General features: G+C 64.1%; 15 protein-coding genes. 11 read left to right on the top strand and 4 right to left on the bottom strand.

From position 1 onward, the window contains the following. Positions 1-2 precede the first annotated feature (2 nt). The 11 genes from KLP42_RS18775 (at position 3) to fliP (ending at position 6,791) form a co-directional block, all read left to right on the top strand. Positions 3-578 (top strand): flagellar protein, encoded by a 576-nt coding sequence (locus KLP42_RS18775; protein ID WP_215568485.1) that lies wholly within the window; start codon positions 3-5, stop codon positions 576-578. 65 nt (positions 579-643) lie between these two features. Then, complete coding sequence (flgB, locus tag KLP42_RS18770; protein WP_215568484.1) at positions 644-1,036, top strand: flagellar basal body rod protein FlgB; 393 nt, start codon at positions 644-646, stop codon at positions 1,034-1,036. A gap of 7 nt (positions 1,037-1,043) precedes the next feature. Beyond that, complete coding sequence (gene flgC, locus KLP42_RS18765; RefSeq protein WP_215568483.1) at positions 1,044-1,463, top strand: flagellar basal body rod protein FlgC; 420 nt, start codon at positions 1,044-1,046, stop codon at positions 1,461-1,463. Next, positions 1,460-1,798: a flagellar hook-basal body complex protein FliE gene (fliE, locus tag KLP42_RS18760; protein ID WP_215568482.1), complete on the top strand. Its 339-nt coding sequence runs from the start codon at positions 1,460-1,462 to the stop codon at positions 1,796-1,798. The genes flgC and fliE overlap by 4 nt, the downstream gene beginning before the upstream one ends. 18 nt (positions 1,799-1,816) lie before the next feature. Next, positions 1,817-2,605 (top strand): flagellar basal-body rod protein FlgG, encoded by a 789-nt coding sequence (gene flgG, locus KLP42_RS18755; RefSeq protein WP_215568481.1) that lies wholly within the window; start codon positions 1,817-1,819, stop codon positions 2,603-2,605. 19 nt (positions 2,606-2,624) lie between these two features. After that, complete coding sequence (flgA, locus tag KLP42_RS18750) at positions 2,625-3,107, top strand: flagellar basal body P-ring formation chaperone FlgA (protein WP_215568480.1); 483 nt, start codon at positions 2,625-2,627, stop codon at positions 3,105-3,107. After that, positions 3,104-4,222, top strand: coding sequence for a flagellar basal body P-ring protein FlgI (locus tag KLP42_RS18745; RefSeq protein WP_215568479.1), 1,119 nt, complete (start codon positions 3,104-3,106; stop codon positions 4,220-4,222). Before flgA ends, KLP42_RS18745 begins: the two co-directional genes overlap by 4 nt. 26 nt (positions 4,223-4,248) lie before the next feature. Continuing rightward, positions 4,249-4,791 (top strand): MotE family protein, encoded by a 543-nt coding sequence (locus KLP42_RS18740; RefSeq protein ID WP_502941316.1) that lies wholly within the window; start codon positions 4,249-4,251, stop codon positions 4,789-4,791. Continuing rightward, positions 4,788-5,498 (top strand): flagellar basal body L-ring protein FlgH, encoded by a 711-nt coding sequence (gene flgH / locus KLP42_RS18735; protein WP_215568478.1) that lies wholly within the window; start codon positions 4,788-4,790, stop codon positions 5,496-5,498. Before KLP42_RS18740 ends, flgH begins: the two co-directional genes overlap by 4 nt. Before the next feature lie 31 nt (positions 5,499-5,529). After that, entirely contained in the window at positions 5,530-6,057 is a 528-nt protein-coding gene (locus KLP42_RS18730; protein ID WP_215568477.1) for a flagellar basal body-associated FliL family protein, read from the top strand. Continuing rightward, positions 6,054-6,791, top strand: coding sequence for a flagellar type III secretion system pore protein FliP (gene fliP / locus KLP42_RS18725; RefSeq protein WP_215568476.1), 738 nt, complete (start codon positions 6,054-6,056; stop codon positions 6,789-6,791). The genes KLP42_RS18730 and fliP overlap by 4 nt, the downstream gene beginning before the upstream one ends. 107 nt (positions 6,792-6,898) lie before the next feature. Here fliP and KLP42_RS18720 read toward each other — a convergent pair whose 3' ends face one another. The 4 genes from KLP42_RS18720 to KLP42_RS18705 all read right to left on the bottom strand — a co-directional run bounded on the left by KLP42_RS18720 (position 6,899) and on the right by KLP42_RS18705 (position 11,972). Further along, positions 6,899-8,011, bottom strand: coding sequence for a DUF707 domain-containing protein (locus KLP42_RS18720; protein WP_215568475.1), 1,113 nt, complete (start codon positions 8,009-8,011; stop codon positions 6,899-6,901). Positions 8,012-8,060: 49 nt separating this feature from the next. Further along, entirely contained in the window at positions 8,061-9,302 is a 1,242-nt protein-coding gene (locus KLP42_RS18715; protein WP_215568474.1) for a class I SAM-dependent methyltransferase, read from the bottom strand. Positions 9,303-9,450: 148 nt separating this feature from the next. Next, on the bottom strand, positions 9,451-10,944 hold the full coding sequence (locus KLP42_RS18710) for a hypothetical protein (RefSeq protein ID WP_215568473.1): 1,494 nt from the start codon (positions 10,942-10,944) through the stop codon (positions 9,451-9,453). Next, entirely contained in the window at positions 10,941-11,972 is a 1,032-nt protein-coding gene (locus tag KLP42_RS18705) for a hypothetical protein (protein ID WP_215568472.1), read from the bottom strand. Before KLP42_RS18705 ends, KLP42_RS18710 begins: the two co-directional genes overlap by 4 nt. Positions 11,973-12,188: the final 216 nt, after the last annotated feature.

Here is a 12,188-nt window from a genome sequence, read left to right as displayed (position 1 = left end):
CCATGCAGGATTTCGAGGACGAATCCACCCCGCACCATCCGGAACCGCCAAGAACCACCTCGCTCGGCGACCGGCTTCTTGCCGGAACCGGCATCCTGCTGGCGGTCGCCTCGGCCGCCTTTCCCTGGTACGTCTTCTTCAACGAGGACAAGTTCGGCATTCGCACCTCGCCGATCGGCTGGACGCGGGATCTGCCGGAAGGCCCGCCACGCCCGGTCTTCAGCGTTTCGCCTCTCGCCATGGTCGACAACGACACGACCACCACGCCGCCGCAGGTGCCGATCGACCCGATCGACAGCCTGACGACGGCGACCGTTTCCTCCACCGGCCGCGAAAGCGGCAGCGAGCGCCTGCAGCGCGAGGAGCAGCCCTTTCCGGGCGCAGGCAGCTTCCGGCTGATGCATGTCGCCAACGGCCGCGCCCTCATCCAGGACCAGGCCGGCATGTACATGGTCCGCGTCGGCTCGATCCTGCCCGACAACAGCCGCCTTGCCAGCATCGAGCAGCGCGACGGCAGTTGGGTGATCGTCACCTCGACCGGGGCCGTCTACGACGAAGCGGCGACATCTGGCCGCTGAGGACGGTCCGTAAGTCTGACGCAAGATTACGGGTCTAGGCTTTGCTCAGAAAATGGAGAGAAGCCATGCAACCCATCCAATTGTTCGATCTGGCATCGCGCCAAGCCGAATGGCTGTCGGTGCGCCAGGAAGTCGTTGCCGGCAACATCGCCAATGCCAGTACGCCGCACTACAAGGCGAAGGACGTGACGCCCTTCGCCGCCGTCCTCAACGCCTCCGGCCTGACCATGGCCCGCACCCAGCCCGGCCACCTGTCCGGCAACACCGTCAGCAGCCGCATCGACGTGAACGTTGAGGAGGAGGAGCTCAACAACGAGATTGGCGTGCAGGAATCCGGCAACACGGTCTCGCTCTCCCAGGAACTCTCCAAGACCGGCGAAATCAAGCGCCAGTACGAGTTGAGCACCAATCTGGTGAAGTCCTTCCATCGCATGATGTTGATGACAGTGAAGAGGTAGTCCCGACATGGATCCGCTTTCAGCCGCTTCGAAAATTGCAAGTTCCGGCCTGGAGGCGCAGGCAACGCGCCTGCGCATCGTTTCGGAAAACATCGCCAATGCGCGCTCCACCGGAGATACGCCGGGCGCCGATCCCTATCGCCGCAAGACGATCACCTTCGGTGCCGAACTGGACAAGGCCTCCGGCGCTGAAGTCGTCAGCGTCAAGAAGCTCGGCACCGACCAGACGAAGTTCGTCGAGGAATACGACCCCGGCAACCCGGCCGCCGACGAGCGCGGCATGGTCAAGATGCCGAACGTCAACATGCTCATCGAGATGGCGGACCTACGGGAAGCAAACCGCACCTACGACGCCAATCTCCAGACCATCAAGCAGACGCGCGAACTCGTTTCCGCGACGATCGATCTCCTGAAGGCTTCCCAATGATTGAGAATGTCCAGTCCGCCAGTGCCCTTTCGCTGACCCGCGGAATCGGCTCCGCCGCCACCGACCTCGTCTCGGGCTCGCCCCTGATGGGTCAGGCCTCCGAAGCCGCCAGCCAGGCGATGAGCTTTGCCAGCGTCATGGGCAACATGGCCTCCGATGCCGCCAACAGCCTGAAGCAGGCGGAAGTCAAGTCGTTCGAGGGCATTCAGGGCAAGGCCAATACCCGCGAGGTGGTCGATGCCGTGATGCAGGCGGAACAGTCGCTGCAGACCGCCATCGCGTTCCGCGACAAGATCGTCAACGCCTATCTCGAAATCACGAAAATGCAGATTTAACGGCTTGAGGACGAAGACATGAGAGCGCTTTCCGTCGCCGCGACGGGCATGGATGCCCAGCAGACCAATCTTGAGGTCATCGCGAACAACATCGCCAACATCAACACCACCGGCTACAAGCGGGCCCGCGCCGAGTTTGCCGATCTGCTCTACCAGACCGAGCGGGCGCAGGGCGTGCCCAACCGTGCCAACCAGGCAATCGTGCCGGAAGGCGCCAATATCGGTCTCGGCGTGCAGACCTCCGCGGTGCGCAACATCCACACCCAGGGCCAGCTGACCCAGACCGAAAACGATCTGGACGTCGCGGTGGTCGGCCGCGGCTGGTTCCAGGTCCAGTCGCCGGACGGCACCACGCTCTACAGCCGCGCCGGGGCCTTCAACACCAATGCCGATGGCCAGCTGGTCACGATCGACGGCTATGCCGTCGTGCCCAACATCACCTTCCCCGCCAATGTCACCGAAACCGTGATCAGCCGGACCGGCCAGGTGAGCGTGCGCATCGGCACAGATACCGATTTCACCGAGATCGGCCAGCTGACCATCGCCAACTTCGTCAACGAGGCCGGCCTGAAGCCGCTCGGCGACAACCTGTTCCAGCAGACGGCGGCCTCCGGCGAGGCAATTGTCGCCGCACCGGAAGATCCGGGCTTCGGCTATCTGAAGCAGGGTTATCTGGAAGCCTCCAACGTCGATGCCGTCAAGGAGATCACCGACCTCATCTCCGCCCAGCGCGCCTATGAGATGAACTCCAAGGTGATCACCACCGCAGACGAGATGGCCTCGATCGTCAGCAAGAACCTCAAGTAAGCGGAAAGGGGTGGCAGACATGATGTTTCGCCGGACACACAGCAAGGGCAGGGGCGCACTGGCGGCCTGCCTCCTGCTGGCTGCCGGACTGGTGGCCGGCAGCGCATGGGCCGACATGGGTGTTGCCGTCGTGCCCACGCAGATCATCTATCCCGGCCAGGAAATCTCGCCTGCCGCCCTGAAGGAAGTCGAGGTGACGAATCCCAATCTGGCCGGCGGCTATGCCACGCGCATCGACGAGGTTGCCGGCATGATCAGCCAGAGGACCCTGCTGCCCGGCCGGACCATCCAGGTCAGCGCGCTGCGCCAGCCCTTCGCCGTCAAGCGCGGCACCACCGTGCGCCTGACCTTCGCCGTGGGCAGCCTTGTGATCTCCGCCTCCGGAACGCCGCTCGAGAATGCCTCGGTCGGCGATGTGATCCGGGTGCGCAATCTTGATTCCGGGGTGACCGTATCGGGCACCGTGATGGGCGATGGCTCCGTGCAGGTGATGGCAAAATGATCAAGCAGTTCCTGTTGGCCGCCGGCCTTTCACTTCTCGCCGCCCTGCCGCTGGCGGGCGTTGCCCGCGCCGATGCGGCGCGCATCAAGGACATCGCCTCGCTGCAGGCCGGGCGAGACAACCAACTGATCGGCTACGGCCTCATCGTCGGCCTGCAGGGCACGGGTGACAGCCTGCGCTCCTCGCCGTTTACCGAACAGTCCATGCGCGCCATGCTGCAGAATCTCGGCATTTCCACGCAGGGCGGTCAGTCCAGTTCGAAGAACACCGCGGCGGTGATGGTAACGGCCAGCCTGCCGCCCTTCGCCAGCCCCGGCAGCCGGCTCGACGTGACCGTCAGCTCGCTTGGCGATTCCACCTCGCTGCGTGGTGGAACGCTGATCATGACCTCGCTCACCGGCGCCGATGGCCAGATCTATGCGGTGGCGCAGGGGTCGGTCGTCGTTTCCGGCTTCTCGGCACAGGGCCAGGCGGCCTCCGTCACCGAAGGCGTCACGACCACCGGCCGCGTGCCGAACGGCGCCATCATCGAGCGGGAGCTGCCCTCGAAGTTCAAGGATGCGGTGAACCTGGTGCTGCAGCTGCGCAATCCGGACTTTTCGACGGCCGTGCGCATTGCCGACATCGTCAACAACTTCGCCGGCCAGCGCTATGGCGGGCCGATTGCCGAGCCGCGCGATTCGCAGGAGGTGATCGTCCAGAAGCCGAAGATGGCCGATCTGGCGCGCCTGATGGCCGAGATCGAGAACCTCGTGGTCGAGACGGACACGCCGGCCAAGGTGGTGGTCAACGAGCGCACCGGCACGATTGTCATCGGCGCCGACGTCAAGGTTTCGCGCGTGGCCGTCAGCTATGGAACGCTGACCGTGCAGGTGACGGAAACCCCGCAGATCGTGCAGCCGGAGCCCTTTTCCAACGGCGTGACCGCCGTGCAGCCGCAGACCGACATCAGCGTGATGAAGGAAGGCAGCAATGTCGCGATCCTGAACGGTCCAGACCTGCGCAGCCTTGTCGCCGGCCTCAACAGCATCGGCGTGAAGCCCGACGGCATCATCGCCATCCTGCAGGGCATCAAATCGGCCGGCGCGCTGCAGGCGGAGCTGGTGATCCAATGACGGCAAACGAGAGCAAGGACACTGCCATGACGGAGATGTCTCGCCACACAGCCGCGCAGCCGCGGCGTCCCGGCCTGCTGCTGAAGCTTCTGGCCGCCGGCCTCGTCCTTCTGCTGGTGCCGCAGGTTAATGCGCAGCAGGATCCGCGCCTGCCCACCACCACCTCCGAAGACATCCAGAAGTTCTGCACCAACATTGCCGATCCGGCACGCGACCAGCGCTACCTGTTGCAGAAGCAGGAGCTTGAGAAGCTGCGCAGCGACGTGGATTCCCGCATCGAGGTGCTCGAGGCCCGCAAGGCCGAATACGAGGACTGGCTGAAGCGGCGCAACGACTTTCTCGAGCGCGCCCAGGCCGGCCTCGTCGACATCTACAAGACCATGAAGGCCGATGCGGCCGCACCGCAGCTTCAGGAAATGAACGTGGAGATCGCCGCGGCGATCATCATGAAACTGCCGGCGCGCCAGTCGGGTCTGATCCTCAGCGAAATGGACCCGCAGAAGGCCGGCGTCATTTCGATGATCATTTCCAGCGCGGCCAATCCCAATACTTCGAAGGACCGTTCATGACGAAGCGCGCACCCGCCCTTCTGGCCGTTTTCCTGCTTGCCGGCTGCCAGAGCCAGACCCTCAAGGAAATCGGCAATGCGCCGGCCATGAGCCCGATCGGCAGTGGCCTGCAATATGCCCAGACGCCGCAGATGGGGCTTTACCCGAAGCAGCCGCGTCAGATGGCCAGCGGCTATTCGCTGTGGAGCGACAGCCAGGCAGCGCTGTTCAAGGATGCCCGCGCCCTCAATATCGGCGACATCCTGACGGTCGACATCCAGATCAATGACAAGGCGGACTTCGACAACGAGACCGACCGCAGCCGCACCAATTCCACCAGCCTCACCTGGAACGTGGCAGCCAGCATTCTGGGTCTCAGCCCCAAGAGCGACGGCGACATGGGCACCGATTCCGACACCTCGACCAAGGGCAAGGGCTCGACCAAGCGTTCCGAAAAGCTGACGCTGCTGGTGGCTGCCGTGGTGACCGGCGTGCTGGAAAACGGCAACCTGCTGATCAGCGGCTCCCAGGAGGTGCGCGTCAACCACGAGATCCGCATCCTCAACGTGGCCGGTATCGTGCGCCCGCAGGATGTCGATTCGAAGAACATGATCTCCTATGACAAGATCGCCGAGGCCCGCATTTCCTACGGCGGCCGTGGCCGTCTGATGGAGGTGCAGCAGCCGCCGGTCGGCCAGCAGGTCGTCGACCTGTTCTCGCCCTTCTGATCGCGGCACAGGACGGGGAAGGGACAGCCGAATGGAAGAGGCAGGCGAAGGCCAGACGGAAAAGAAGAAGGGCGCACTTGTGCCCACCATCGCCGGCATTGCCATCGTCACGCTGGCCGGGGCCGGTGGCGGCTGGGTGGTCGGCGGCATGATCGCGCCGAAGAACCCGGCAGCCGAACAGGCCGCGGCCGAGGCAAAGGCGGCCGCCGCCGCGCCGGCCGCCGGCGGGCACGGCGAGAAGAAGGAGGAGGGGCTGCCGCACATCGCCACCGAAGCGGCGGGCGTGGTGCAGCTCGAGCCGATCACCACCAATCTGGCCTATCCGTCCGAAAGCTGGGTCCGGCTGGAGGTGGCGCTGGCCTTCAACGGGCCGCCGGAACTGGCGCTGGCCGAGGAGATCCACCAGGACATCCTCGCCTACATGCGCACCGTTTCGCTGCAGCAGATCGAAGGCGCGCGCGGCTTCCAATATCTTCGGGACGACATTCAGGAACGAGTTGACCTGCGTTCGCAAGGCAAAGTATCCAAGGTGATGTTCAGGACCTTCGTGATCGAATGATTCGACTGCTTTCTCTGCTGATCGCGCTTCTGGCGATACCGGGTGTCGCGCTTGCCCAGCAATCGCCGACCGACCTCCTGAACCTGCCGATCGACGGCTCGGCCGCTGCCTGGATCATCCGCACCTTCGGCCTTCTGACGGTGCTGTCGATCGCGCCGGGCATCCTGGTGATGGTCACCAGCTTTCCGCGCTTTATCATTGCCTTCTCGATCCTGCGCACCGGCATGGGGCTCGCCACGGCGCCGTCCAACCTGGTACTGATTTCCATGGCGCTGTTCATGACCTTCTACGTCATGTCGCCCACCTTCGACCGGGCCTGGAACGACGGCGTCCAGCCGCTGCTGCGCAACGAGATCAACGAGGCGGAGGCGGTGCAGCGCATTGCCGAGCCCTTCCGCACCTTCATGAGCGCCAATACGCGCGACAAGGACCTGTCGCTGTTCGTCGACCTCGCCCGAGAACGCGGCCAATCGGTCGGCACGCCCGAGGCGATCGATTATCGCGTGCTGATCCCGGCCTTCATGCTGTCGGAAATCCGCCGCGGCTTCGAGATCGGCTTCCTGATCGTGCTGCCCTTCCTGGTGATCGACATGATCGTGGCTGCCATCACCATGGCCATGGGCATGATGATGCTGCCGCCCACCTCGATCTCTCTGCCCTTCAAGATCCTGTTCTTCGTGCTGATCGACGGCTGGAACCTGCTGGTCGGCAGTCTGGTTCGCTCGTTCAACTGAGGCCTCTCGCGGAACCGGCGTCGCGCGTCCCGCTCCCCCTTGTCCGGCACGAAAACCCGGCGGTTGCTGCAACCGCCGGGTTTTCGTGGTCGGGAGCCGGCGTTTGGTCACCGCACGCCGGGGATCGGTTCGTAGCGGAAGCCATAACCGCGGAAGGTGGCGTTCTGCTCGCCGATCGCCGCAGCGATGTTGTAGGTCGCACCGATCGGCCGAGTATGGGCAACGCCGATATCGTCGAGGATGGCCATGCGGCCATGCGGCTTGCCAAGGAAGCTCGGCCACAGATGGTCTAGGCCATAGCCTGACACCGAATCCTTGAAGCTGCCGATGCAGATCTTCAGCGCCCGCCGGGAGAACAGCGGACACATGATCTCGACGAAGGGTTCGTGACGCACACCGCCCGCGGCCCGCTTGATGGTGATCGGGTGGTTGGGATGGCTGCCTGGCGCATCGGTAATGGCCGGCTGGCAGAGATCCAGGCCATGCATGCGGGACAAATGGAACATCAGGTTGATCTCTTCACCCGTCACCATCAGGTCGTCATCGGGCAGCCAGATGCGCTCGTAGTCCCACAACGGGCTTTCGGCGTGGAAGAGATCGGCCAGCAGCATGAACTTGCGCTTCTGCGGCAGGTGGGCGAGATATTCCGCCGGGGCCGGCAGGAAGGGGCGCTCGGTACCGTAATATCCGACGCACAGATCCCAGCTGCGCTTGGTGTCCGGCAGGTTTTCCAGCCAGTGTCCGTGCAGGGTCTGTGCATTGGCCGGGACCACCACCAGATTGGGACGCAGCGGGCGTTCTGGCTGCACGAGAAAAGTGGCTTTGCGTTCGACGTCGGCCGGGGTCGGGTGGATCGGATGGGCCGGATGCTGCGTGCGGCCCAGCATGAAGACGCCGCTGATGCCGCCGATGTTGCCCCGCCCGGCAAGGCCCGTGATCGCACCGTTCTCCGTCTGTGCAGTGTTGAAGATGACCGACAGCTCGCCTCTGGCGTTCACCAGGCAGAGGCGGTCCTGGAACGCATGCCAATACTGCAGGGAGGGATCGAAGGCGTTGCCGATACGGCCCTCCGGTGCGAGTACCAGGAACGGCGAGAGAAGGCCGGCATCGAGGCTGCTCAACTGCCAGAAGCTGCCGGTGAGGTCGGCAGTGGTCACGGCGGGAGCAACGCCCCACTCGGAGGCGGCGGGTGCCGCGGTGTCGTGAATAAACATGTTCATAGATGATCCTGTTGGGTCGAAGGCGCAGAAGGAGGCAAGACAGCAGCGGTCATGCGCGGGTTACCTGGAATTGCTGGCCGTTCAGGTTGTCGATGGTGAGCGTGCGCCTGTCCTTCGACAGGCAGACGAGATCGGTCATGCCGCTCTCGATCCAGCGCACCGATGCGCTTTCCCGATCCTGAGAGGGCACCCAGGTTGCCACCGGAACGCCCGAAAGTTTGACGCCCATGTCATGGTCGAAGCGGACGTCCTTGCCGCTGCCTGTCAGCCAGTTCCCGGCGATCGGACCGAGATGGGCGCCGGGATTTGCTGCAGGGGCGAAGTTGGTGACGACGCAAAGGAGCTGGTCCGGCCGCTGCCGGCGCGGACTGATCATAGTGAGGTGGTATGCCGGGTCGATGGTCTGGAAGAGCGCCAGCCACTGGCCAGGATTGAAAACGGCGCAATGGCTGTGTCCATCGTCATAGCAGGCGATTACGTGGTAGTTGATGCGGGCGGACTTGTGCAGCTTTCGGATGAGAGCCGGCAGCGCTGACGGTTCGAAATGTTCCAGCACGTCCGCCGAGCAACAAACATCGGCCGGCGGAATGGCATCAGTCAGCACATTGGTCTGCTGGAAGGTGGCGTTTTGCGGCAGCGTCGTCAAAAGCGGCGAGCGTGCCCAGTCAAGGCCGGTCACCTTCTCCACATGGTGAGCCACCACGTTGAGGAAGCGCCCGTTGCCGCAGCCGACGTCCACAAGGCTTGTGGGCTTCATGGCGAGGATGAACGGCAGGTGTTCCACCAACCAGTTATTGGTCTTATAGGCCACGTCCTCCTCGTGCAGGCGCTGATAATCGGTCGCCGAAATGTTGCGTACGGCAGCCGACCGGTCTAGGCCCGTCGCATAGCCGGTCCGCAGAATATGCTGGTCGATGAGCGATTCGAGACCCGGAACCTTGCGAAGTTCCATCAGCAGGGTCGCATAGCGGGCAAATGAGCCGCGAGCCACTTCGGACAAAACCGTCTGCATCACGAAGGTCTGCTGGCTGCTGGCGTGTAGCGCGCCGGTGATCTTCCGGACGGCAGTCTCCTCGAGGCCGGAGCCGGTCGTCGGCGCCGGCGCTGCGAGCCGGCTTGCGGCCTCATGACGGCGTCTTTCATTCTCGGCAAGCTGGGTGGTCAGGTTTGCGATCTGCGCGCGCAGAAAGTCGATCGCGGCGTCGCATCGTTCGATTTCGCCCCTCTGGCCCGTCGGCGAGGCGCCGTTGTCGTCATGCGCCTGCAAGGAGGCGGCGTCCGGGTGATGCATGTCAGTCTCCTTGTTTGGAACCGCCTTGCGAGGCGCTGCGCTCGGCGCCCTGAAGCGGGTTAGGGTCTCGTGGGTGGCACGTGTCCCGAAAAGGGCCTTGGTGCGATGCGGGCCTCTTGCCCCGCCATCGCGGCCCCCGGTCGCGGGACTAGGCCTCGTTGACGGAGAACTGGCCGCCGATATTGTTATGGCACACCAGACGCCCGTTGCCGCCGTAGCGGACGAAATCGATCCAGAAGCCTTCGTCCCAGAGGAGGAAATAGGCGGGTTCCGCCAGCGCCAGCCGGCGCCAGGTACCGGCGCGGCGATCGTTCCGTGTGATGATGCCGTCGGCCTGCAGGCGCACCACGCCGCCGCTGGGCCACTGCCAGCCGCGATTGGTGATGTCGTCGCTGACGAGGCTTGGCTGCTGTCCCGAGATGATGTCGAGCACGAAGCGGGTCGCCCCGTAGACCCGCTCGAGTTCGGGCCGCATGTCGCCGGTCAGGGTGCGGGTGAAATCGTTCGGCTTGATCTTGTGCGCCGGATAGCCCCACCAGACATTGTGCAATTCGCGCAGCTGGTTTGGTGTCATGCCGCGCAGGCTGTCGCGGGCCGTGACGTCGGCCTGGCCGAAAAGGCAGCGCCAGAACTGCGGGTCCATGAACGTGTCGAAGGTCACCTGCGTATAGCCCTTGGTGTCGTAGACGTCGTCATCGAAGGCCAGCGGGCAGATCGGCGGCAGCAGCGAGGTGGCCTGTCTGCCGAAAAAGGCGGCCTCCTGCAGCAGGCCGGAGGAAATGCCGAGAAATTCCAGGTGCTGGTCGCAGCACAGCAGGTCGTAGCTGTTGGCCGTCGTGACCTCGAGCGCAGGATAGAAGCTGCGGAGCAGGTCCGTCTCGCTGCGGATATGCGCATCCGAGGCACTGGGATGGCGCAGATAAAGTACATGCTTGCCCTGCAGCGTCTGCTGTAGGATGTCGGATGCATCGCGGAAATGGAAGAAACGGTCGCCGGCGATGATGCTGGCATCGGACGCCGTCTGGCCGACCACGACCACCTGCGCGCCTGCCCGCCGTGGAATATTAGCCTGGGGCGTGTAACGATCCCGGTGCCGGAAGGCGGCGGCAAGCTTGGTGGCTTCGGCGCCGATCTCATAACGCGGCAGCCCAATGCGCGACAGTGCTGCGCGGATGATGGGCGAATTGCTGCTCAGGGCCAGCACGACGTCCGGGAGGAAGCGGATCGGCGACAGGCGAATGTCGATATACGTTGCGCCGATTTCGTCGAGGAAGCCGAGGAGTCCGGGAGACGGCTCGTAACAGATATGAAGGGCTGCCGGATCGATGTAGGGCTCGAGCAGCCGGCGGCTTTCCGCCGTCAGCTGACGAAACTCGGCAAGCCATTGCGTTTCCGGCCCCCGGGGCAGTGGCGTGGCGGTGCTGTTTCCGAGCGTGCCGTTCTGCCACATCTGGCGACGGATGCTTTGTGGCATCGGCCGGCCGAGCACGGCCTGCAGCGGCGCTGCCAGCAGTTCGTAGAAGAATTCCTTGGCGGGCCAGAAGGCATGGCGGAAGACGTCGTCGACGAAGGCGACAGAGGTCCAGGATGCCGGTCTGGCTGAGGTTGCCGCGTCCGCCTGTTCGGTGAAGGGATACCTCATCCCGCGTGGCCCTCCCGGTACTGGGTTTGCTGAAGGTCCGGCCATGCCGGCGCTGTCTGCCCGGAGGCGGGACCGCAGCCAAGCGGGTGTTCCCAGGCGCCCTTCCTCGCCTCCGCCCGAGCAACCTGCTGGGCGGGCTCTGGCGGAGCGGACTGTCCTGCTGCTGGCTTCATCGATGCGGTCGGAGCCGAAGGAGACAAAGCCGACTGAGCCGCGACCTGTGTGGACTGCACCGACGTCGATGCGGCGGACGTGGAGCGGGCCGGGGCCGATTGCGGCAGTTCAAATTCGGCGCCGAAGAAGTGAAGCCACATGCGCTCCAGAACGTAGCCGTAGCAGGGATGGGCCAGGGATGCCTGGTAGAGCCGCTTCGCCGCCTCCAGCGGCAATTGCTTGGTCACATGGTTGCGGGCCGCAAACAGCGCGCCATAGGTGAAGATGCCGAGCGAATGGGCCTCCGCCTCTTCGGCCAGTTCCGGCAGCTGTGCCATCCTGAGAAAGTGGGCCGCAATGTTGATGCCTTCCGGCAGCTGGCCATGCACATGGCGATAGGTGCGCCCGGTGTTCATGGCGCCAACGTCGAAGAATTCGATCGGCGCCCAGGTGTAGAGCGAAAAGCGCTCCGGACGGACGCGCAGCCGTCCGGCCAGCTGCTGCTCGTAATGTCTGAGGACGGTGGACGGAGGCACCTCGTGGTCGCCCTTCCACTGCCAGGAGAGCGGCTGCAGATCGTCCCACTGGCGCCAGGCGCGAAGCAGTTGCAGGAAGTCGGGACTGTGGGTGAAGGGGTCGGCCTGCGCGTAGACGGTGAAGTCGTCGTTGTCCTCGGTCTCCGTCATCATGTGAAAGAGATAGGTTTCCGATTCTCGCCCGGCATTGGGGCGCTCGACAATCCGGTGCGCCCGCCGCCTTACGGCCGGTGAGGTGATCGCGTCGCCCTTGTTATAGATATGGACTTCGAAGTCCTGCGGAATCTCGACGACCCAGTCGATCGGTTCCAGATAGCGTGCGAGAACGATCTTGTTCACGAATGATCTCCAAGTCGGCGCGGACGTGCAGCAAAGCGTGGCTGGGGCCCGGGCGCGCGAAACACCCTGTCACCCTTGCCGCAAGGAGGCCTCGGATGACCCTGGAAGAGGAGACTAGGCGCGATAGCTTGTGCAGGGCTGACGCGCTGGCGTTGTGGCATGATCGGGCCGGCGTGTGACGACAGCCTCGCGAAAGCAAGGAAAGGTATTGCGACA

Source organism: Rhizobium sp. CSW-27, from assembly GCF_018760785.1.
Classification (GTDB): Bacteria; Pseudomonadota; Alphaproteobacteria; order Rhizobiales; family Rhizobiaceae; genus Neorhizobium.
This window is presented reverse-complemented; position numbering and strand designations above follow the sequence as displayed.